Source organism: Maricaulis sp. (assembly GCF_030149235.1).
Taxonomy (GTDB): domain Bacteria; phylum Pseudomonadota; class Alphaproteobacteria; order Caulobacterales; family Maricaulaceae; genus Maricaulis.
Genome location: NZ_JASBRW010000053.1, coordinates 1 through 21082, shown reverse-complemented (window position 1 = coordinate 21082; position 21082 = coordinate 1). Strand labels below are relative to the sequence as shown.

The window sequence follows — 21082 nt, the reverse complement described above, 5'->3', positions numbered from 1 at the left end:
CAGGATGATCGCCTTGGGATCATAGCCGTCGATAAAGGCCTTGTCGGCGCGGTTATAGGGATGGACTTCGCAGTAAACGCCGCTCTCGCGGACGCGCCGGGCGATGAGCTGGGTCACCTGGCTGCCGAAGTCGATGATGAGAAGTTTTTCGTGGATTGGCGTCGTCATGGGGCCCGATAGCGCGAGTCAGGCCGGATTTCCAGTGCTGTTTGCGCCTGACGACCGCTTGCCGTTTTTTGAAAGCGTGAGCAGTGGAAATATCCAGCGCCCGGCTTATTGTCCTTCGCGACAACCGGAGAGACTTCATGCGCACGCTTTTGATCCCAGTTCTCGCTTCCCTGAGCCTTGTGGCCGCCTGTTCCCAGGCTGCCGATGACGCACCGGCATCGGACTGGAGCGTCAATACCGAAGCCTCGATGCTGAGCTTCGTTTCGACCAAGCTGGGCGATATCGATGAAGAGCACGAAATACCGGGCCTCTCCGGCGAGATCGCCGCCGACGGGGCCTTCAGCATCGAGATCGCGCTCGACACCCATGAGAGCTTCATCGACATCCGCAATGAGCGCATGGCCGAACATCTTTTCCAGACCGCCCAATACCCGGTCGCGACCGCCTCGGGTCAGCTGGAGATGCGCCAGTTCATGAGCCTCGCCCTTGGCGCCAGCCGCACCATCAGCCTGCCCTTCCAACTCGGGATGGTCGGCCAGAGTATCGAGCTGCGTGCACAGGTCGAGGTCATGCGGGTAAGTGAGAATCTGGTCCGGGTGACCACGGTCGAGCCGGTCACGGTTGAAGCGGCCGATCTTGGCCTTGTCGACGGCATCAACACGCTGCGCGAACTGGCCGGTCTGGACAGTATCGACACGGACGTGCCTGTGAGCTTCACGCTGGAGTTTGCGCGCTAGGCGGAACGCTCCAGCACGCAGATATAGAACCCGTCCGTATCCGTGCGCCCCGGTGAAAGCTGCAGCGCGCCGAGATCGGTGGCGCAGGCTTCGAGCTTGTCTTCCGCACCCTCGGCCAGACCGCCCGACGCCTTGAGCACGTCCAGAGCCGGCACCGGTTTGAACGCCTCGGTCGTCTCCAGGAAGGCCGCGACGCGGTCACCGTTCTCTTCCGGCAGAACCGAGCAGGTGACATAGACGAGACGACCACCGGGCTTCACGTAACGCTGGGCGCGCTCCAGCACCGTATCCTGCTCCGACATGCGCTTTTCCAGCGCCGACGGCTTGAGGCGCCACTTGGCGTCCGGACGCCGGCGCCAGGTGCCGGTTCCGGTGCAGGGCGCGTCGCAAAAGACTACATCCATTGCATCAACTAGCGCACCTAACGCCTCGTTTTCCTTGCCATCATGGACCTGCACGTTTCGCGTATCAGCACGCTTCAGGCGCGGCCAGATGGCGCGCAGGCGGCGCCAGTCCAGGTCCCAGGCATGGACCTGTCCAGTATTGTGAAGCAGGGCCGAGAGCGCCAGCGTCTTGCCGCCCGCTCCGGCGCAATAATCGAGCACCTGGGAGCCCATTTTCGGGGCCGCGGCCAGGGCGGCGAGCTGGGAGCCGATATCCTGGACCTCGACCCAGCCCTTGCCATAGGCCGGAATACTCTCGGCAGCGGCCGACTTGGCGCGCGGATCACGCAGCGGAATTCGCAGGCCGAGCTTGGTCAAATCAGATTCATGTACCGCTTTAAGTTTGGACTTCATCTCTTTGGTGGCACGCTCAAACTCGGTCTTGACTTCATTTACCCGCAGATCGACCGGCGCGCGCGAAGAGAGCAGCCGCCCCTCTTCTGCGGCGGCCTCACCGAAGGCCCGGACCAGGCTCTCTTCCAGCCATTCCGGGAAGTCGCCGCGGACATGCATGGGGGCGTCGGAAATGTCCCGGTCCAGGCCCTCGCGCTCAGCCTCGCTCAGCTTTTCCGGTGCATGCTCGTCACCGTCGAAAATCTCGTCGAGTTCGTCCGCGCTCATGCCCCAGACACGGCCGGCCGTACCCAGCGCCAGCGAACGGGCACTGCCATCCTGCATGGCATGGGAGACGGAGAGTTTGTGGCGCAGGGCGTCGAGCACCAGACCGCCAATCCAGGCGCGGTCACCGGACCCGGCAAAGCGATGCGCCTTGCCCCAGTCCCGCACGGCATCCTTGACCGGCTGATGCTGTGTTTCCAGCGTCTCCAGGATCTCGATCGCTGCTGCGATACGTCCGCCATCTCTCATATGCTCAACCTCTATCTTCCCCCGTTCACGGGGAAGTCCCGGGAATGCGAGGGGATGGGGGCAAATCAGTTACCCCCTTCGACCGCTTCGCGGCCACTTCCCCCGCTAGCAGGGGAAGATAATTACTGTCGTTACGCCGGCGCCGCGCCACCATAAACCGCCGCCAGCTGGCGGCAGATCGCTTCCGGATCGGTCATGATGCGCTTGCTATTGACCGTTTCGACCGGCTGATGCGCCTGCGTTGCGGCAGCCAGGATCAGGGTCGGCGCATTCTGGTTATCTTCGTCCAGCAGGGCGATGATCTCCGGCCGCGGGCGCGGATAATCGACACGTACCAGGCTGATCGCCTCGGCCCAGTGCGGATTGACCTGCAGCGCCCCTTCCAGCGTGCAGCAATCGGCACACAGTCGGTGGTCGCCCGCCTCATTGACCCAGGGGCCGGTGAGCAGAAACAACAGGTCCTTGCCGGTTTCGATGGCGGGTTGTTCTGGCATCATGCGCTAAACGTCTCCAGAGCGATCACAACCCACATCCCGGCCATGGCCACCAGGCTGACGCCGAAGCTCAAAAAGCGCGCGAGGATGTGGTTGACGCTGATATAGATCGCCGCGTGGAGCATGCGAGCGACCACGAACAGCCAGGCAAAGCCCATCAGGAGCGGCGTCTGGACGTCCAGGATCAGGGCCAGCGCGGCTGCGGCCCAGAACAGGACCGGGGTTTCCCACTGGTTCTGCGCCACATTGGAGATCCGCTGGACGCGCTCGGGCCAGTTTCGTTCACCCAGCTTGATCTTGCGCCCCTTCAGCTCGCCCGAAGCGATCGCGCGCACTCGCGCAACCGCCATCAGGACGATGATGAGAAAGCAAAAGGCGACATAGACGGAAACCGGAGTCAAAAGCGCGTGGGTCATGGATCTGGCTCCAAAACTGATGTGAGAGCACGGACGCTAATCCGCACGGCAATCCGCAGCCAGACACATCGGCGTCTGGCTGCGATACGCCGATTTAGCTCGTCGTCGGATAGTTCGGCGCTTCGCGCGTGATCTTGACGTCGTGCACATGGCTTTCGCGCAGACCGGCATTGGTGATGCGCACAAACTGCGCCCGCTCGTGCAGGTCGGCGATGGTTTCCGAGCCAGTATAGCCCATGGCCGCGCGCAGACCGCCGACCATCTGGTGGAGGATCGGGCCGACCGGGCCCTTGAACGGCACCTGGCCTTCAATGCCTTCCGGCACCAGCTTCATGCGCTCGGTATCCTTCTGGAAGTAACGGTCCGCAGATCCGGCCGCCATGGCACCCAGCGAGCCCATGCCGCGATAGGATTTGTAGGACCGGCCCTGGTAGAGGAAGACCTCGCCCGGCGCTTCTTCCGTGCCCGCCAGCAGAGAGCCGACCATGACCGCGTGGGCGCCGGCCGCCATCGCCTTGGCCATGTCACCGGAGAATTTGATACCGCCATCAGCGATGATGTGAGCGTCCGTGCCTTCAGCGGCGCGACGCGCTTCCATGATCGCGGTCAATTGCGGCACACCGACACCGGCGACGATACGCGTGGTACAGATCGAGCCCGGCCCGATGCCGACCTTGACGCAATCCGCGCCCGCCTCGATCAGCGCCTTGGCGCCGTCATAGGTGGCGACATTGCCGGCCACGATACGGGCCGCATTGGTCGACTTCTTCACCCGCGTGACCTGGTCGAGCACGGACTGGCTCTGACCGTGCGCGGTATCGATGACCACCACGTCGACACCGGCATCGATCAGCGCTTCCGCGCGCTCGAAACCGCTATCGCCCACTGTGGTCGCCGCGGCGCAGCGTAGACGGCCCTGACTGTCCTTGGCGGCGCTGGGATATTGCTGGGACTTGTCCATATCCTTGACGGTGATCAGGCCGATACAGCGATCCTGCTTGTCGACCACCAGTACGCGCTCGATGCGGTGTTTGTGCAGCTTGGCGCGGGCTTCGTCCTGGGTCGCGCCCTCGGGCACGGTGACAACCTCGCGCGTCATCAGATTGCCGACCTTCTCATTGGGATCGTCGGCAAAGCGGACATCGCGGTTGGTAATGATGCCGACCAGCTTGCCCGGTTTGGCATTGGTCGCGCCCTCAACCACCGGAATACCGGAAATCCGGTGCTCGGCCATCAATGCCTTGAGCTCGGCCAGCGTCGCCGTCGGGGCGATGGTGACCGGATTGACCACCATGCCGCTCTCGAAGCGCTTGACGCGGCGTACTTCCTCGGCCTGTTCGGCAATGGTCAGATTGCGGTGGATCACCGCCATCCCGCCCGCCTGGGCCATGGCAATCGCCATGTGCGCCTCGGACACGGTGTCCATGGCGGCGGCGAGCATGGGAATGTTGAGCGACACATCTTCAGCGATGCGCGTCGACACATTGGCAGTAGCGGGAAGAACTTCGGACGGGCCGGGCTGCAAGAGCACGTCGTCGAAGGTCAGACCTTCACGAATCTCCATCGGAGACCTCCTTCTCTCTTGCGGGGCCGCTATATCAGACGGGCAGCGCAGGTCAATCGGGGATGTGGGGATGGTGCGTAAATCGCCCTCGAAACGTCTCGTGTCGGCCGCAATCCAACCCCGACTTGGCCATTCTCCTCGCTTGTAGTTTCCCCGTTAGCAATCGTGGGGAATTGTAATGTTCAACCGCAATCAACGGCGCACGGACAACGCCAGCGCAAACATGACGCCGATGCTCGACATCGTCTTCATCCTGCTCATCTTCTTCATCGTCAGCGCGACCTTCCTGAGGGAGGAAGGCATCGACATGCAGCCACCGCCGGACGGGCCAGTCTGTGATGGCTGCCCGGCGCCGATACTGGTTCAGGTGACGGCCAATAGCCGGATCTATGTGAACACCGTGCCGACCGATATCGAGCGCGTGATTTCAGCGGTGAACCGGTTGCGAGCTGAGGAGCCCTATGCGGCCGTTGTGGTCGAAGCGCATGATGAGGCCAATCACGGCGTCATCGTGCGCCTCTGGGACGAGATGCAGACCAATGGCGTCCCGGTGGCCCTCAACCGCACCGATGGCGTGCAGCCCGTGCCCTAACCCTTGAACCCGGTCGCCACCAGGAACGTCTCCGCGCTCTCCGACCGGCTCGCATCGGGCTTGAAGTGGCGGCACTTCGCAAAACGGCCCTTGAGCTGGTCGAGGAGTTCGCCGGAGGTGCCGCCCTGGAAGACCTTGGCGACAAACGTGCCGCCGGGTTTGAGCGTGTCATAGGCAAACTCGGCGGCCATTTCGACCAGGCCGACAATGCGCAGGTGGTCGGTATTCTTGTGCCCGGTGGTCCAGGGCGCGAGATCAGACAGGACGACATCGGCCGGGCCGCCCATGGCGGATTTGACCATGTCCGGGGCGTCGTCCTCGGTGAAGTCCTTTTGAAACAGGGTCGCGCCCTCGATCGGGTCGATCTCCAGAAGGTCGATGCCGACCACTTCGCTGGCGCCCTTTTTCAGCGCTACCTGCACCCAACCGCCCGGCGCGGAGCCGAGATCGACGACGCGCTGGCCCGGCCGCAGGAATTTGAAGCGCTCGTCCAGCTCGATCAGCTTGTAGGCCGCGCGCGAGCGATAGCCCTCCATCTGGGCTTTCCTGACGTAGGGATCGTTGAGCTGGCGATCGAGCCAGCGGGTCGAGGACAGTTTGCGGCCCCGGGCCGTCTTCACCCGGGTGCGGAACTGCTTGGCGGCGCGCTTGTCACCGCCCTTGGTGACAGGCCCGGAGCGACGGCGCCGACGGTCCTCGCCCTTGGGCTCCTCACCCTCGCCGTCCGGCTTATTGTCGTCGTCGCTCATGCCTCTTGGCCCTCAACACCCGTGGAACTGGTCTTGCGCCGATTCCGGCGCCGTTTCGGTTTGCGCATCAGATTGAGCAACATGCCCTCGCGCAGGCCGCGATCGCCGACACGCAGGCGCTCGGCCGGCCATTTCTCCGCCACCGCTTCATAGATGGCGCAGCCCGCCAGCACCAGCTCGGCCCGGTCCGAGCCTATGGTCGGCTCCTTGGCCCGGCCGGCGACATCGAGCGATTTCAGGCGATCACAGGCGGCAATCGCCTCGTCACACCCCATCCACAGCCCGTCGACCTTGGAGCGGTCATAGCGCGGCAGGTTGAGATGCACGCCGGCCATGGAGGTGACCGTGCCCGAGGTGCCGACCAGATGCGCCCGGCCCTCTTCAAACACCTGGCGCATGGAGCGTGCCCCACGTGGCGTTTTCAAAAGCCGCGAGGCGAAGGCCTTCATCTCGTTATACCAGGCTTCGCGGTCCTCGCGCTCCGGGAAGCGTTCGGACAGGGTCACGACCCCGACCGGGGCGGAGGACCAGGATTTCATTGGCGGCCGCCCGCCGCTTTCCGGCCCGCCGCGGCGGCGCCATTCGGCCAGATCCACCCAGGACAGCTCGGTCGAGCCGCCGCCGATATCGATCACCAGCGCCGCATCGCGCTCGTGATCAAGCAGGTCGACACAGCCATGCACGGCCAGGCGCGCCTCTTCTTCCGGGCTGATCAGGTCGAAGACAATACCGGTCTCGGTGCGAACCCGCTCAAGGAATGCCTCGCCATTGGAGGCGTGTCGGCAGGCCTGGGTGGCGATGGCGCGATGCTTGACCACATTCTGGCGACCCAGCTTGTCGGCGCAGACCTTGAGCGCCTCCACGGCACGGTCCATGGCCGAGTCGGACAGGGCGCCGGTCGCGTGCAGCCCCTCACCGAGGCGGACAACGCGGGAGAATGCGTCAACCACACGGAAGCTGGGCCCGCTCTTCTGAGCCAGCAACATCCGGCAGTTATTGGTGCCGAGATCGATCGCGCCGTACACTGGAGGCGGCGCACGCCGCCGCTTCCGTCTGCGTCCGGCGGCTTCCCGGCCCCCGCTATCGCGGGGGGATGGCTCCGCCATGATTTTATCCTCGCTGTCCGGGCGCGGCCTGCACATCAACTGCGGCGCGTCACGGTTCAGCCTGAAAATGGTCTTGAAAGTGAGGATACTCTCCTCAAATCAGTGAGGGAAGAGAGGTGCGGATACAATTGCACCGCGCAGCGCAGCGAACGGGTGTTGCTGCAGTAGAAACAACACCGAACGCCGCACGCAATATTAACAAGGACGTGTCAGAGTATGCTTATGGATATCCGGCAAGCGAAATTCGCCCTCGGCGACGTGGTCCGTCACCGCCTCTTCCCCTTCCGGGGCGTGGTGGTCGATGTCGATCCGGAATTTGCCAATACCGAGGAATGGTACGAGGCCATCCCGGAAGATATCCGTCCGCACAAGGATCAGCCATTCTATCACCTGCTGGCAGAGAATGAGACCAGCTATTATGGCGCTTACGTTTCGGAGCAAAACCTGCTGCCGGATGCGGAGAACGGGCCTGTGAGCCACCCGCAGATCGATGAGACCTTCGAGAGTTTCGACGGCGTGAAATATCCGCTGCGCAGTGATGGCGGCCTGGCGAACTGATTTTAGTCGGCGACCTCGCCGCGTCGCCAGTTTCGCGGACCCGTCGCCGAAGTCCGCACGACCCCATGCCCCCTCCCAGCCGCCCGTGAGGCTACCCTATTGGTGTGGCTGGGAGGGGGCGTGGGGCGGCACGGCTCGCGCGCTCGCAACCGATGACATCAGGTGTCGCCGGCCCGGGCGCGCTCAAATTCAAACCTAATTACTTTTCGTATTTCACGACCGTCTGCTCGATCGCGCCGAAGATCGATTTGCCCGCGCGATCCTTCATCTGGATCTTCACCGTGTCACCGAATTTCATGAAAGACGTCGACGGCTTGCCGTCGGCGATGGTCTCGATCATGCGGATTTCCGCGATGCAGGAATAACCCACGCCGCCTTCGGAGATCGGCTTGCCGGGGCCGCCATCGAGCTTGTTGGAGATGGTGCCGGAGCCGACCACCGTGCCGGCGGTGACCGGGCGGGTCTTGGCCAGGTGGGCGACCAGCTGGGCGAAGTCGAAGGTCATGTCGATGCCGCACTCGGCAGCGCCGAAAGGTTCGTTGTTATAGTGCACGATCAGCGGCAGGTGGACCTTGTTGTCGGCCCAGGCATCACCAAGCTCATCCGGGGTCACCGCGACCGGCGAGAAGGCGCTCGGCGGCTTGGACTGGAAGAAACCGAAGCCCTTGCCCAACTCAGCCGGAATGAGGCCGCGCAGCGAGACATCATTGACCAGCATGATGAGCCGGATGGAGTCACGGGCCTCTTCCACCGTGCAGCCCATCGGCGCGTCACCGGTGATCACCGCGACCTCGCCTTCCATGTCGCAGCCCCAGGCCTCATCGCCGAGCGGGATATCGTCCCGCGGGGCGAGGAAGGCATCGGACCCGCCCTGATACATCAGCGGGTCGGTCCAGAAACTGTCCGGCATTTCCGCATTGCGGGCCTTGCGCACCAGTTCGACGTGATTGACGTAGGCCGAACCATCGGCCCACTGGAAAGCGCGCGGCAGCGGCGACAGGGCGTCGTGCTCGTGGAAACGTTCGCGCGGGATGGTCTCGCGATTGAGCTCTTCATAGAGCGAGCGCAATTCAGGCTCACATCGCTCCCAGTCGTCCAGAGCCGCCTGCATGGTTGCAGCGATGCGCGTGGCATCGGCAAACCAGGCCAGATCCTTGGAAACAACGACGAGACGGCCGTCACGCTGGCCGTTCTTGAGAGATGCGAGTTTCATGTCTGCTAACTTCCTGTTGGCGGGAAGACTTGGCTAACGCCGCTCGCGCCGCGAGGCAAGCTCAGCGTCTGTCGGAAAGCGTTTCGAAGCTGCCGTCCGGGCGCATCCATTCCAGCTCGCCCGTGGCGATACCGAAGCGGGCGCCATGCAATTCAAGGCCATAGCCCTTGATCGCCTCGGCGACGAAGGGGAAGTCCTTCAACCGCTCGACGGAACGATGAATCGAAACCAGTTCGAGGCGCTCACACAGCCGGGCTTCCCGGACGTCATTGATCCCGGCGATCGCTTCCTCGCGCGCCGGCACCATCACCTCGAGCCAAGGGCCGAGGAATTCACTATGCGCCTCATCAAGACCATGAGCGCAGGCCCGCACGCCACCGCATTCACGATGCCCCAGGACCACGACGCTCCTCACCTTGAGAACCTTGACTGCGTATTCCAGCGCCGCCGAGACGCCATGCACGCCTCCGGGGCAGTATTCCGGCGTCAGATTGGCGACATTGCGAACGACGAACAGTTCACCGGGGGCACAGTCGAAAATCACCGCCGGGTCGACGCGGCTGTCGGAACAGGCAATCACTAGCGTGTGCGGCTGCTGGCCCTTGGATAATTGCTCATAGAGATCATGCTCCGCCGGGAAGCGGCGGGACTTGAAGCGCCGATACCCTTCAGTGAGCGTATCGGGTGCCAGATCGGACTCGGTTTCGATCATGCTACCGGAATACCCCCACACGGGGTCCGGTTTCAAGTCCTTAGTCCGAATATGGTTTTCGGCTGCGAGCCGCAGGCACAAAAAAAAGGCCGGGGGGGTTGGGCCCCGGCCTTTTTGGCTGATCGTGCGCGTGAGGGTCAGGACGCGCAGCTGGCCAGCGCCATGTTGGCAGCGACTTCTTCTTCGCCGGACTTGGCTTCTTCAGCGGCCGCAAAGTCAGCGATCGCGGCACCGCGATTGCCCGCAAGCCAGTAAGCAGCGCCACGGTTGTTAAGCGCGTGCCAGTTGCCGGCGCGGCGCTCGAGCGAACCATTACAAGCTGCGATCGCTGCTTCGTACTCACCGCTCTCGGCGTAGGCGATGCAGACATTGTTCAGGGCAACGGCCTTGAGGCGCGGAGAGGCACCGGAATCGACGACTTCACCGCCGAAGTGGATGGCCTGGGCCCACTCACCACGCGACACGGCGCCCAATTGTGCCCGGATGAGGCCACCGGCGCCGCGCTGAGCGGCAAAGGTCGGCTCTGCGTCGCAGGATTGAGCATGAGCAACCGAGGCCGAACCGGCCGCGACGAGGCTTGCGAAAATGATGGAACGGAGCATGACGCCCTCCTGGGGGGATGAATAACAAAAGTGAACAGCGTTTAGTTTTAGAACGAAGTTATGTGAATGGAATTGACGATTTTGCTATTCTCTGTATTCATATTTGCATGGATGATTGGTCTGACTATCTGGTCTGCCTCACGGTGGCCGAAACCGGGAGTTTGACAGCCGCAGCCCAGGAGCTCGGCGTCAGCCAGCCGACGATCTCGAGACGCCTGCAGGCACTGGAGGCCCGGCTGGCCGAACCCTTGTTTGAACGCGAGAACGGCCAGTCCAAGCTGACCCCGCTTGGGCACAAGATCACGGCCCATGCCCAGCGCATGCGCGATGAAGCCTCGGCCATTCACCGCGCGGCCATCGCCCAGGATCAAAGCCTCTCCGGCCTGGTTGTCGTATCGGCCTCGGAAGGGATTGGTGCCGACTGGTTGCCCGGTGCCCTCGCCGGCTTCCAACGCGACAACCCCGGCATCGGCATCGAAATCACCATCAAGAACCATCCAGCCAATCTGGCCGACCGGGAAGCCGATATCGCCCTGCGCTGGAACGGTCCGGGCACCCAGCAAAGCCTGGTCGGGCGCCGCGGCGCCACGGTTGGCGCCGGTCTTTATGCGTCGCAGGACTATATCGACCGTCATGGAACACTGTCACGGGTGGAGGATCTGGCCGATCATGCCTGTGTCGCCTGGAGCCAGGGCGGCTATTTCGGCTGGCCCAGCACCGAGGCCGGCAGTGCGGTTTTGCCCAAGCATATCGCTTTCAAGGCCAATTCACCGGCCAGCCATGCCAAAGGACTCGAGGCCGGATTCGGCATCGGCGTGACCTCACACCGCCTGGCGCTACAGCTCGACAATATGGTGCGGCTTCTGCCCGAGTTCGAAACCTCGCTCGATCTCTGGGTCGTCGCCCACGAGACCGTGCGCAAGAGCGCCCGTATTCGCGGCGCCTTCGATCACATCATTGCCGCAATGAAGCGCGATGCGGCCTTCTTCGAGCGCGGCACCCCGACGGTACTGAGCTAAACCGCCCTGGTTCTACCAGCGCGCCTGCTGTTGCGGAGGAGGCCCGGCCACCGCCAGGATATTCATCGCAATGGAAATCCGGTCCTGCCCGCCCTTGTTGGGGCGGACCGAGTGCAGCAGCCAGGACGGGAAGCAGACCAACTTGCCAGGCGCCGGCGTGATGGCAACCTGGCTCACCATGGGCTGCCGGTCGCCATCGACATACACCAGTGACGGCGCAGCCATCTGTGGAGTCGGAAATCGCGGGTCCTGCAAGATCAGCTGGTTCTCTTCCGGCGCACCGCCATCATCGACATAGAAGACAGCTGACCAGAACGATCCCGGATGGGCATGCAGCTGGTTGGACGCTCCGGGCGGGGACACATTGGCCCACATCTCCATCATCATCTGATAACGCGGACGCCCGCGTTCAGTGCCGGAATCGCTGGTGTGGGAGAGACAAAGCTCCAAAGTCCGCCGCCCCAGATCCTGCGCGGCAGGACCGCCCCAGCGGGTCATCTCCGTATCGGAATGCCAGCCGCCGATATTGGACCGGCCGATACCGGGATCGGCGGCTCGTTTGGCGCTGATCACCTCACGCAAAGCCGCACAAAGCTGATCGGCTCCGGATAAGGTCGCTTCCATCACCGGAGTTGCGAAGAAGGCAGAGTGCTCGAGTCCCTCTACGCCCTGCGGGGCCTGGCCTGCACTAATCTTCATCGCCGTAAATCCCGACTACGTTGAGGCCTTCGGAGTTGGCCTTGGCGCGATACATGCCCGGCGTGTTGAAGCTCCAGGCGATCTGTCCATCCGGAGCCAGAGCCACAATGCCGCCGTCTCCGCCCAGCTCGGTGAGCTCCTCGATGATCACCTGATCAGAGGCTTCCTGCAGGCTCAGTCCCTCGAACTCGACCAGGGCGCAGATCCGGCTGGCAATGGTCAGGCGGATGAAATACTCGCCCGTGCCGGTCGCGGAGACGCCGCAGCTCTCATTATTGGCATAGGTGCCGGCACCGATAATCGGGCTGTCTCCGACCCGGCCCCAGCGTTTCGCTGTCGTGCCGCCGGTCGAGGTGCCCGCAGCGATGTTGCCATCACTGTCCAGTGCGACGACGCCCACGGTTCCGAAACGGTGCTCACGCGCATCGCGGTCGAGCATGCCATGGTCGACCGGCTCGGGATCCGGCGCCCCTTCCGGGCGCGGCGGGATCTCCAGACCCAGCCGGCCGAGCGAGCGTTCCAGTGCCGCCCAACGGCGTTCCGTGAAGAAGTAGGACCCTGGAACCATTTCCAGCTCCTGTTCACTGGCAAAGGTCTCGGCGCCCTCGCCTTGCAGCATGACGTGACGGCTCTCCTCCATCACGGCCCGCGCTAGCGTGATCGGGTGACGGACCTGAGTGACCCCGGCCACGGCACCGGCGTTCAGGGTCGCCCCATCCATGATCGAGGCATCGAGCTCATTGGTTCCGGCGGCCGTAAAAACAGCACCACGCCCAGCATTGTAGAGCGGGTCGTCTTCCATCTCCTGGATAACGGCTTCGATTGCATCAAGCGCGCGGCCACCAGCGGAGAGCACGGCCTCACCCCGATCCAGCGCCGCCTGCATGGAGGCGCGGTAGGCCGCTTCGGTTTCCGGCGTCATCGCCCCGCGTTCGATCACCCCAGCCCCGCCATGCACGACGAGCGCCCATTCGGGACCGTCCTGAGCCTGTGTGGCAGGCGTCGCCAGAAGCGCGGCCGTGGCCGCAGCAAGAAGGAATTTGCGCATATCCGATCTCCCCAAAACTCGACACGGAGTTTGGCGGAGTTCTCGGCAAGAGCAAGGGTGTCGGGCGCTTGCGACTGCCAGCAAACCCGAAACGTGCGCGGACCGAGACTATTCCACCGGGAAGCCGCACAGCGCGGCAATCGCCTTCCAAGGCAGCGCCGCGGAAGCAAAAGCCAGCCCTGCGATCGACAGCCCAACCAGCGTGCGCAGTTTCGGGTCATGCGACCAGGCGAGCAGCTGACGCGCGCCCATCGCGCTGGCAAGCACCGCCGGCAGAGTGCCCAGGCCAAAGCCGGCCATGATCATCCCGCCCGCCAGCGGCGACCCGGAGAGCATGGCGTAGAGCAATGCGGCATAGACCATTCCGCAGGGCAGAAATCCCCAGACAAAGCCGGCGAGAAACGGGCTTGCCGCACTGATGCGGGCACCGCCATGCAGCGGCAGTCGTCGCAGGACGGCACTGCCGGCCCGGTCAAGCCCGGCCAAGGCTGGCGCCCAACCGGCAACGGAAAAGCCGATATAGAGCAGCGTGAAGGCTGCAGCCCAACGCATCAGATCGAACATGATGGCCCGGTCGGCCGCGAAATAGAGTGAACTTCCGGCGCTCGCCAGAACGACCCCGGCCGCGACATAGGCGGCGATCCGCCCAAGCTGGGCCTGAAGGATCACGTGGCGCTGCGCCTGTCGGTCATCGGGAGCCAGGGTGAACATCAGGCTGGCGGAAATACCTGAACACATCCCGGCACAGTGCAGCGAGGACGCGAAACCGGCCAACAGGCCGCCCAGTAATGTGAAAGGCGAAATTTCCATGGCTCTCCCCGTATCCGGAGTGAGACATAACCCGCAAATCACCCTAAAAACTGTGTGGCGTAATGCCGCAAAGCCATCAAAGGCTTGTCAGGTGAATATGCACGGGGAGGAAGATCATGGTTACGCTCAATAAAGTCCGGCGCGATGCGCCCTGGAGCTGGCTCAAGGCCGGCTGGGAAGATTTCGTCCGCGCCCCACAGGTGTCGGTACTCTACGGCTTGATTTTTGTCGGCGCAGGCTTGGCCATCGTGGTCGGTCTATGGGCGATCGGACAGACCTCCAGCATTCCGGTCGCCATGTCCGGGTTTGCCCTGGTCGCCCCGGCTCTGGCCATCGGCATCTACCAGGTCAGCCGGGCCATGGAGCGTGGCGAGAAGCCCCGATTCCGCATCATGATTACGCGCTACCCGGCACGTCTTACCCAGATCGGCTTCATGAGCGTCCTGCTGGCGCTCTTGCTGATGATCTGGTTCCGCTCGGCACAATTCCTCTATATCGGCATTGTCCCGGCAGGGCCCTTCGAGCTGGGCCCCTTCATCGGCTACATGCTGACCGAGCCGGCGGGCCTGACATTGCTGATTGTCGGCACGTTGGTAGGCGCCTTTCTGGCGTCGGTCGCCTTCTCGATCTCAGTGCTGACCTTCCCCATGCTCGTCGATCAGGATGTTGACGCCATCACTGCACTGATCGCCTCGATCCGTGCGGTGTTCAGCCAACCCTTCGTGATGATCACCTGGGCTTGGCTGATTGCCTTCTGGGTTATTGCCGGTAGCGCACTCTTCATTGTCGGCCTCGCGCTGGCCTTTCCCTGGATCGCGCATGCCAGCTGGCATGCCTACAAGGATTTCGATCCGCGACCGTCGAACTAGCCAGGGGCAAGACGGGCCGGCGAAGAAATTGCCGGCCCGGGCAAGGACCGACTAATCGGATCAATTGACCCGAAAAGCGGTGGACGCCGGCTATTCGTCGGCCTGCGGCTTGGCTTCCCCGAGCGGGGCATCATCATCCATCAGGATGCGCTGTGCCGCCCCGTCAAGGTCGTCATACTGGCCTGACTTCAGGCTCCACATGAAACCGACCAGGCCGAGAAATCCCATCATCAGGGCAATCGGGATCATCCACAGCAACATAGACATCAGCGAGCAAGCCTCAGGGCATTGAGCGTCACCAGGATGGACGACGCAGACATGGCAATCGCAGCGATCAGGGGCGTGACAAAGCCCCCCACCGCGAGCGGTACGGCGATCATATTATAGACCACCGCCAGACCGAAATTCTCCATCACCCGGGACTTTGCACCGCGCGAGACGATCGCTGCCGTCACCGCCTTGTCCAGCCGATCGCCCTGCAGGACGAAGTCGGAAGCCGCCTGAGAAATCTCGGCAGCAGACGCCATGGAGATCGATACATCGGCGGCGGCCAGCGCCGGAGCGTCATTAATGCCATCACCGACCATGCAGACCTTGAGGCCATCGGCCTTCATGTCCTGGAGCTTGGCGATCTTGTCCTGTGGCTTGAGCTCGGAGAATGCGAGTTCAATACCCAGCTGTCCGGCAATGTGATCAACCGGGATCTTGCGATCACCAGACAACAGGATCACCCGGCAGCCACGCTGCTTGAAGGCTTTTACCGTGCGCCGGGCCTCGGCACGCAACTGGTCCTCGAAGCGGAAACGAACCGGCTCCTGGCCGTCGACCCAGAGCCAGGCTTCCGAGTGCGGGTCAGCACCACTTTCCAGCCCCAGCCAGCGCGCTGAACCGAAACGTACCGATACGCCATCGACCTGGCCCTGAAGCCCGCCCCCCGGCGTCTCTGTGACCCGGTCTGCGGTTTCCCCCATGCCGGCGGCATCGGCGACTGCGCGGGACAGCGGGTGACGGCTGGTCCGGGCGAGGCGCGCCGCAAGATCCAGCGCTTCCGACGAAATCTCCCCGGCATCGACCAGGCGGGGGCGACCTTCTGTCAGGGTCCCCGTCTTGTCGAACACGATGGTGTCGATATTGGCCATTCGCTCCAGCGCATCACCTGATTTGACCAGAACGCCGTCCCGATAGAGCCGCCCGGAGGCCACGACCTGAACCGCCGGCACCGCCAGGGCGAGCGCGCAGGGGCAGGTAATGATCAGGACAGCAATGGCGTTGATGATGGCCGGGCGCGGTTCTCCCAGGATCAGCAACCAGCCGACCAGGGTCAGGGCCGCCAGGCTATGGACAATGGGGACGTAGAGTTTGGCAGCGCGGTCCGCGAGACGCACATAGCGCGAGCGCGACTGCTCGCCCGCTTCGACCAGACGCGTGATCTCCGACAGGAGCGAGTTATCGCGATCAGCGATGGCTTCGACCACGAGCTTGGCATCGAGATTGAGCATGCCGGAGAACAGGCGCGCACCTGGCGTCGCCGCGACCGGAGCTGTCTCCCCGGTGACAAGGGAGCCATCGAGTTCGCCCTCGCCTTCCACAACGCGAGCATCGACCGGGACCCGGTCGCCAGCTGCGAGCAGAAGGTGATCGCCGGCCACGACCTCGCGCGCCGGGATGGCTTCAATCCGGCCGTCCGGCAAAACCCGGTTGGCACTGGCAGCCTGCATAGCGGCCAGTCCCCGCGCCGCCTGGCTGGCCTTCGCCCGCAACCGCATGTCGAGAAAACGACCGATCAGGAGGAAGAAGAGCAACATCACCGCGGCGTCGTAATACGTGTCGCCATGACCAATGAAGGTCTCGTAGACCGACAGGCCGCAGGCTAGGAAAACGGCCAGCGAGATCGGGACATCCATATTGACGTGCCGATGCTTCAACGCCTGCCAGGCCGAGCGGAAAAATGGCTGACCGGCATAGGCCGCAGCGGGCAGTACGATCAGGGCGGAGATCCGGTGCATGAGCGATTCCATCGCCGCACTCATTTCCCCCACCCCCGACCAGACAGCGACCGAGAGCAACATCACATTGGCCATGGCAAAGCCCGCGACCGCCATGGCGCGCAACAGGCGCTTTTCCTCGACCATCTGCGGATCACTGTCCGCCTCCGGCTCATAGGGTGTGGCCGGATAGCCGATGGCGCCGAGCTTGTTGATCAACTCACGCGCCGCCTCGGCTTCACCGCGCCAGGTCAGGGCCAGGCGGCCGGTCGACAGGTTCAGGCGTGCGTTCTCAACTCGCTCATCTTCCCGCAAGCCTGTCTCGATCCGGGCAATACACGCCGCACAGCTGGCCCCGCTGACCATCAGGTCCAGCTCGCAAAGCCCGTCGGCACGCCGCACAAAAGCCGTCGGATCGGCATGTGAAGACGGCATGTAGGCGGTGTGTGTGGCGTCGATGGCAGTCACAGCTCGCTCACGAACTCAAACGGCCGCTCACCGGCATTGCGCGCCCGCAGGCTCCAGCCGGCATCCGCTTCACACGGCATGTCAGCGGCATAGACGCCGGGCCGGGTCTCGGTGAACACCACGGCGCAGTCGCGGGTCGAATCGGTGGGATGAGCAATCAGACCTTCCAGAGACAGCTCGGTCACGGCCGCGCCGGAGCGGTCGAGGACCTCGACCAGAAGCGCGCCATCAACGGTGTTGAAACGGGCTGACCAGCCCAGAGCGGCCTGCTCGCGGCGGCGCTCGAGCGTGTCGTTGTAATTTACGCCCTGCATGTAGGAGCGCGGTACGTCCTCACCGGGGTGCGTCCGCACAGCCAGGGTGATGAAGGTCGCGTTGACGCCGATCGTCACGCCGAAGAAGAGCAGGATCATGACCAGCACATGCCAGCCGCGAAGAGGACGGAACCAGGCCATTACGGATTTACCCCTGTTACCAGCACCGACCGCGTCGTTGCGGTTTCCCCGGTGACCGGATCGGTTACGCGGAAGACGAACTCCTCCCGCTGACTGTCAATCGCATCTGCCGGCAGGGTCAGATAGAGAATGAAATCCTGCGTCTGATCTGCTCCGACCGGCAGGCGCATTGGGGTGTCGGCAGCCGCGCCCAGCACGCGGACCTGCATGGCCGGATCAGCGCCTTCCAGGGTCAATTCAAGCTCGCGCGGTTCGCCCGCCTTGTTGACGACCTTGAGATTATACCCGTTCCGGACCGAACCGTCCGACAACTGGACATAATTGGGATTGCGATCACGCTGCGCGTTGAGCTGCAACTCCTCGCGCGTGACCAGTGCGCCCAGCATGAACAGGGCAACGATCGCGAAGGCCCCGGCATAAACCAGGGTCCGCGGCCGGATAAAGCGATAGCGCGGTTTTTCGCCAGCGGCATAGCGATCGACATTATCGTCAGTCTCATAGGTGATGAGACCGGTCGGTCGCTCGATCTTCTTCATGATGTCGTCACAGGCATCGATACACAGAGCGCACTGGATGCATTCCAGCTGCGAACCGTCGCGGATATCAATGCCCATAGGACAGACCGCGACGCATTGCTTGCAATCGATACAATCGCCGCGTTCGTCCCAGCTCTCGCCCTTCTTGTGCCGGCCACGCGGCTCGCCGCGGTCAAAGCGATAGGTGACGTTGAGCGCTTCTCGATCCGTCATCGCGCCCTGGATACGCGGCCAGGGGCACATATAAATGCAGACTTGTTCGCGCATCGTGCCGGCGAGCGTGTAGGTCGTGAAGGTCAGGACGCCGGCGAAGAGATAGGAAGACAGCGCCGCCTGCCCGGTGAAGAAATTCTCCAGCAGGTCAAACGCGTCATGGAAGTAGAGAATCCAGGCGCCACCCGTCGCGGCCGCGATAATCAGCCAGACGGCGTGCTTGGAGATCTTGCGCCAGGCCTTGTCGAAGCTCCACTTGGCCTTGTCCAGGCGCATACGGGCATTGCGGTCGCCCTCGAAGAAACGCTCGACCATGATGAAGAGATCGGTCCACACCGTTTGCGGACAGGCATAGCCGCACCAGACGCGGCCGAAGAGCGCGGTTGCGAGGAACAGGCCGAAGGAGGCCAGGATCAACAGCCCGGTGATGTAGTAGATCTCGTTGGGCCAGATCTCGATGAAGAAGAAGTAGAAGCGGCTATTGGCAAAATCGACCAGCACCGCCTGGTCCGGCATGCCCTCGCCTCGCTCCCAGCGAACGAAGGGAAGCAGGTAATAGACACCGAGGGCGATGGCCATCATCGCCCATTTGAAGAACCGGAACTTGCCGTGCGCCAGCTTGGGATAAATCTGCTGGCGCTTCTGGTACAGCTCGCGCGTTTCAGCAGCATTGACAGCCTCAGCATCGAATTGCTGGACACCGGGCGCTGCCATGCTGGGCTTCTGTGTATCAGTCATGGCAGTTGTTAGACCCGGATTTTTTTACAGAGACTATGCGACCTACTGACCCGTGGGACCAGCTGTCGCAGCTTCGCCGCCGCCCAGCAGGAAGACATAGGCAGCCAGCGCATCAATGGTGCGGTCATCGAGACGGCCTTCCCAGGCCGGCATGACACCGTAAGGACCGCGATAGATCGAGTTGATCACCTGGTCACGGCTGGAGCCGTAGAGCCATTCGCGGTCGGTCAGGTTCGGCGCACCCTGCAGGCGATCACCGCGACCATCCTCCATGTGGCAGGTGACACATTGCTGGGCGTAGATCTGTGCGCCCTGGGCATTGCCTTCACCTTGTCCGGACAGGCTCAGGACATGGTCCGCCACAGCCTCGATCTCAGCTGTCGTCAGCAACTCATCGCGGCCATAAGCCGGCATTTGCGAGAAGCGCGTCATGTCGTGTTCGGCACGGATGCCGTAGAGCAGCGTCTCACGAATGGCGTCATAGGACCCGCCCCAGAGCCAGACATCGTCATTCAGGTTGGGATAGCCCACAAAGCCCTGACCGCCGGCCCCGTGGCAGGTGGCGCAATTATCGCCAAAGGCCGCATCACCGGCTGCGGTGACAAACTGCAGCAGCTGGGGATCATTCTCGATCTCGCTGATACTCGCCCCGTCCAGCGCGGCATAGCCCGCCTCACGGGAAGCTTCGAGAGCTTCCAGTGCGGCGACGACATTTACCCGCTCGGAGTGATTGCGCAGGCCGCGGGTATGATCGCCGTCTGCGGCCATGCCCGGGAGTCCCGGAATAGCCGGCATGAAGACCATGTAGACGATGGCCCAGACGACGGTGGCGTAGAAGATATACAGCCACCAACGCGGCAGGGGCGTATCGAGCTCCTTGATACCGTCCCATTCATGACCGGTCGTTTCCGTACCGGTATGGTCGTCACGATCGATTTCGTTCTTGTCGGACATGACCTCAGTCCCCCTGTGCCGCATCAAGCGGCGTATCGGATTCGTTCAGCGGCGCATGCGCGGCCTTGTCGAAACGGTCCTGGTTTTTAGGCCAGAGCGCGTAAGCCAGAGCGCCGAGGAAAAGCATGACGAAGAGCAAAAGGCCCCACGTCTGCGCGAAACTGGAAAGGATCTCATACATCGCGCTACCTCAGATTCTCGTCCGCTTCCGCCTCATAGGTGGAGAAGTCCACCATCGTGCCGAGCACCTGCAGATAGGCGATCAACGCGTCGAGTTCGGTTACGGCATCCGGATTGCCGTCGAAGTCCCGCATCACAGCACCCGGATAGCGGGCCTGGAAGCCGTCATAATCGTCAGCAAACGGGTCCAGCTGCGTACGCACGTCAGACACAGCATTCTCCAGATGGGTCTCCTCATAGGGGACCCCGACCCGGCTCAGGGCTCGCAGATTAGCCGCGATATTGGTGTAGGCCAGCTCCGAGGTCTCGAGGAAGGGATATGGCGGCATGATCGATTCCGGCACGACCGAGGTCGGTGCCCGCATGTGATCACGGTGCCATTCGTCGGAATACTTGCCGCCAACCCGGGCCAGATCCGGGCCGGTCCGCTTGGAGCCCCACTGGAAGGGGTGGTCATACATGCTCTCGGCCGCCAGCGAGTAGTGGCCATAACGCTCGACCTCGTCGCGTAGCGGGCGGATCATCTGCGAGTGGCAGTTATAGCACCCCTCGCGGATATAGATGTCCCGGCCAAGCTGCTCCAGCGGGGTGTAGGGGCGCATGCCCTCTACTTCCTCGATGGTTGAGTCCAGATAGAAGAGCGGCGCGATCTCGACGATTCCGCCGACCGAAACAACGGCCAGCACCGCAACGGAGAGAAGACGCGAATTCTTCTCCATGAACTCCTTGTGGAAACGGCTCCAGAAGCCTTCTTTCGCAGACATGTCCGCCCCCCTATTCCGCAAGTGCCGGCTGAGGCACGACAGCCTCGTCGGCTTCCGTCACATCATCTTTGATGGTGCGATAGACGTTGTAGATCATGATGAGTGCACCCACGAGGTAGAGCG

24 protein-coding genes and 1 pseudogene are annotated in these 21082 nt (G+C 63.0%); 5 read left to right on the top strand and 20 right to left on the bottom strand.

The window, feature by feature from the left end:
- Nucleotides 1-168, bottom strand: a pseudogene (locus Q1V51_RS13465) (GMP synthase (glutamine-hydrolyzing)); the annotation flags it as partial.
- Nucleotides 169-305: 137 nt separating this feature from the next.
- Between Q1V51_RS13465 and Q1V51_RS07605 the strand changes: the two are divergent.
- Nucleotides 306-905 (top strand): YceI family protein, encoded by a 600-nt coding sequence (locus Q1V51_RS07605; RefSeq protein ID WP_300554890.1) that lies wholly within the window; start codon nt 306-308, stop codon nt 903-905.
- Here the strand turns inward: Q1V51_RS07605 and Q1V51_RS07600 are convergent.
- The 4 genes from Q1V51_RS07600 to guaB all read right to left on the bottom strand — a co-directional run bounded on the left by Q1V51_RS07600 (nt 902) and on the right by guaB (nt 4689).
- Nucleotides 902-2215 (bottom strand): RsmB/NOP family class I SAM-dependent RNA methyltransferase, encoded by a 1314-nt coding sequence (locus Q1V51_RS07600; RefSeq protein ID WP_300554888.1) that lies wholly within the window; start codon nt 2213-2215, stop codon nt 902-904. The two genes, Q1V51_RS07605 and Q1V51_RS07600, sit on opposite strands and share 4 nt — an antisense overlap.
- Before the next feature lie 131 nt (nt 2216-2346).
- Entirely contained in the window at nt 2347-2712 is a 366-nt protein-coding gene (locus Q1V51_RS07595; protein WP_300554885.1) for a DUF3088 family protein, read from the bottom strand.
- Nucleotides 2709-3125 carry an MAPEG family protein gene (locus Q1V51_RS07590; protein ID WP_300554882.1) on the bottom strand — a complete coding sequence of 139 codons (417 nt, stop codon included), beginning with the start codon at nt 3123-3125 and terminating at the stop codon, nt 2709-2711. The genes Q1V51_RS07595 and Q1V51_RS07590 overlap by 4 nt, the downstream gene beginning before the upstream one ends.
- 94 nt (nt 3126-3219) lie before the next feature.
- Nucleotides 3220-4689 carry an IMP dehydrogenase gene (gene guaB / locus Q1V51_RS07585; RefSeq protein WP_300554879.1) on the bottom strand — a complete coding sequence of 490 codons (1470 nt, stop codon included), beginning with the start codon at nt 4687-4689 and terminating at the stop codon, nt 3220-3222.
- Nucleotides 4690-4867: 178 nt separating this feature from the next.
- Between guaB and Q1V51_RS07580 the strand changes: the two genes are divergently transcribed.
- Nucleotides 4868-5281, top strand: a complete 414-nt coding sequence (locus tag Q1V51_RS07580; protein WP_300554876.1) for a biopolymer transporter ExbD — start codon at nt 4868-4870, stop codon at nt 5279-5281.
- On the opposite strand, the gene Q1V51_RS07575 is transcribed toward Q1V51_RS07580, so the two are convergent.
- Nucleotides 5278-6030 carry an RlmE family RNA methyltransferase gene (locus tag Q1V51_RS07575; RefSeq protein ID WP_300554874.1) on the bottom strand — a complete coding sequence of 251 codons (753 nt, stop codon included), beginning with the start codon at nt 6028-6030 and terminating at the stop codon, nt 5278-5280. The two genes, Q1V51_RS07580 and Q1V51_RS07575, sit on opposite strands and share 4 nt — an antisense overlap.
- Nucleotides 6027-7136, bottom strand: a complete 1110-nt coding sequence (locus Q1V51_RS07570; RefSeq protein WP_300554872.1) for a Ppx/GppA phosphatase family protein — start codon at nt 7134-7136, stop codon at nt 6027-6029. Before Q1V51_RS07570 ends, Q1V51_RS07575 begins: the two co-directional genes overlap by 4 nt.
- A 222-nt stretch (nt 7137-7358) precedes the next feature.
- Between Q1V51_RS07570 and hspQ the strand changes: the two genes are divergently transcribed.
- Nucleotides 7359-7694: a heat shock protein HspQ gene (hspQ, locus tag Q1V51_RS07565; RefSeq protein WP_366522720.1), complete on the top strand. Its 336-nt coding sequence runs from the start codon at nt 7359-7361 to the stop codon at nt 7692-7694.
- 199 nt (nt 7695-7893) lie between these two features.
- Here the strand turns inward: hspQ and Q1V51_RS07560 are convergent, their stop codons facing one another.
- The 3 genes from Q1V51_RS07560 to Q1V51_RS07550 all read right to left on the bottom strand — a co-directional run bounded on the left by Q1V51_RS07560 (nt 7894) and on the right by Q1V51_RS07550 (nt 10221).
- Nucleotides 7894-8907: a fumarylacetoacetate hydrolase family protein gene (locus Q1V51_RS07560; RefSeq protein ID WP_300554866.1), complete on the bottom strand. Its 1014-nt coding sequence runs from the start codon at nt 8905-8907 to the stop codon at nt 7894-7896.
- Nucleotides 8908-8968: 61 nt separating this feature from the next.
- The gene (locus Q1V51_RS07555) at nt 8969-9619 is read right to left on the bottom strand and encodes a carbonic anhydrase (RefSeq protein ID WP_300554863.1); all 651 of its coding nucleotides are present in this window, start codon (nt 9617-9619) and stop codon (nt 8969-8971) included.
- Between the two features lie 137 nt (nt 9620-9756).
- On the bottom strand, nt 9757-10221 hold the full coding sequence (locus Q1V51_RS07550) for a hypothetical protein (protein WP_300554861.1): 465 nt from the start codon (nt 10219-10221) through the stop codon (nt 9757-9759).
- Between the two features lie 107 nt (nt 10222-10328).
- Between Q1V51_RS07550 and Q1V51_RS07545 the strand changes: the two genes are divergently transcribed.
- Nucleotides 10329-11240, top strand: a complete 912-nt coding sequence (locus Q1V51_RS07545) for a LysR family transcriptional regulator (RefSeq protein WP_300554858.1) — start codon at nt 10329-10331, stop codon at nt 11238-11240.
- Between the two features lie 12 nt (nt 11241-11252).
- Here Q1V51_RS07545 and Q1V51_RS07540 read toward each other — a convergent pair whose 3' ends face one another.
- From Q1V51_RS07540 to Q1V51_RS07530, 3 genes are all read right to left on the bottom strand, one after another.
- Nucleotides 11253-11939, bottom strand: a complete 687-nt coding sequence (locus Q1V51_RS07540; RefSeq protein ID WP_300554855.1) for a TIGR02466 family protein — start codon at nt 11937-11939, stop codon at nt 11253-11255.
- A complete protein-coding gene (locus Q1V51_RS07535) occupies nt 11929-12987 on the bottom strand; it encodes an isoaspartyl peptidase/L-asparaginase family protein (RefSeq protein ID WP_300554852.1) in 1059 nt (352 codons plus the stop codon). Before Q1V51_RS07535 ends, Q1V51_RS07540 begins: the two co-directional genes overlap by 11 nt.
- A 108-nt stretch (nt 12988-13095) precedes the next feature.
- On the bottom strand, nt 13096-13797 hold the full coding sequence (locus tag Q1V51_RS07530) for a sulfite exporter TauE/SafE family protein (protein ID WP_300554850.1): 702 nt from the start codon (nt 13795-13797) through the stop codon (nt 13096-13098).
- Nucleotides 13798-13913: 116 nt separating this feature from the next.
- Between Q1V51_RS07530 and Q1V51_RS07525 the strand changes: the two genes are divergently transcribed.
- Nucleotides 13914-14666 carry a DUF2189 domain-containing protein gene (locus Q1V51_RS07525; protein WP_300554848.1) on the top strand — a complete coding sequence of 251 codons (753 nt, stop codon included), beginning with the start codon at nt 13914-13916 and terminating at the stop codon, nt 14664-14666.
- A gap of 90 nt (nt 14667-14756) precedes the next feature.
- Here Q1V51_RS07525 and ccoS read toward each other — a convergent pair whose 3' ends face one another.
- The 7 genes from ccoS to ccoO all read right to left on the bottom strand — a co-directional run bounded on the left by ccoS (nt 14757) and on the right by ccoO (nt 20959).
- The gene (ccoS, locus tag Q1V51_RS07520; protein WP_300554846.1) at nt 14757-14933 is read right to left on the bottom strand and encodes a cbb3-type cytochrome oxidase assembly protein CcoS; all 177 of its coding nucleotides are present in this window, start codon (nt 14931-14933) and stop codon (nt 14757-14759) included.
- Nucleotides 14933-17119 (bottom strand): heavy metal translocating P-type ATPase, encoded by a 2187-nt coding sequence (locus Q1V51_RS07515; protein ID WP_300554844.1) that lies wholly within the window; start codon nt 17117-17119, stop codon nt 14933-14935. The genes ccoS and Q1V51_RS07515 overlap by 1 nt, the downstream gene beginning before the upstream one ends.
- On the bottom strand, nt 17116-17574 hold the full coding sequence (locus Q1V51_RS07510; RefSeq protein ID WP_300554841.1) for a FixH family protein: 459 nt from the start codon (nt 17572-17574) through the stop codon (nt 17116-17118). The genes Q1V51_RS07515 and Q1V51_RS07510 overlap by 4 nt, the downstream gene beginning before the upstream one ends.
- The gene (gene ccoG / locus Q1V51_RS07505; protein ID WP_300554838.1) at nt 17574-19037 is read right to left on the bottom strand and encodes a cytochrome c oxidase accessory protein CcoG; all 1464 of its coding nucleotides are present in this window, start codon (nt 19035-19037) and stop codon (nt 17574-17576) included. Before ccoG ends, Q1V51_RS07510 begins: the two co-directional genes overlap by 1 nt.
- 66 nt (nt 19038-19103) lie before the next feature.
- On the bottom strand, nt 19104-20015 hold the full coding sequence (gene ccoP / locus Q1V51_RS07500; protein ID WP_300554836.1) for a cytochrome-c oxidase, cbb3-type subunit III: 912 nt from the start codon (nt 20013-20015) through the stop codon (nt 19104-19106).
- Between the two features lie 4 nt (nt 20016-20019).
- Entirely contained in the window at nt 20020-20196 is a 177-nt protein-coding gene (locus tag Q1V51_RS07495) for a cbb3-type cytochrome c oxidase subunit 3 (RefSeq protein WP_300554833.1), read from the bottom strand.
- A 4-nt stretch (nt 20197-20200) separates the two neighbouring features.
- The gene (gene ccoO / locus Q1V51_RS07490; protein WP_300554830.1) at nt 20201-20959 is read right to left on the bottom strand and encodes a cytochrome-c oxidase, cbb3-type subunit II; all 759 of its coding nucleotides are present in this window, start codon (nt 20957-20959) and stop codon (nt 20201-20203) included.
- Nucleotides 20960-21082: the final 123 nt, after the last annotated feature.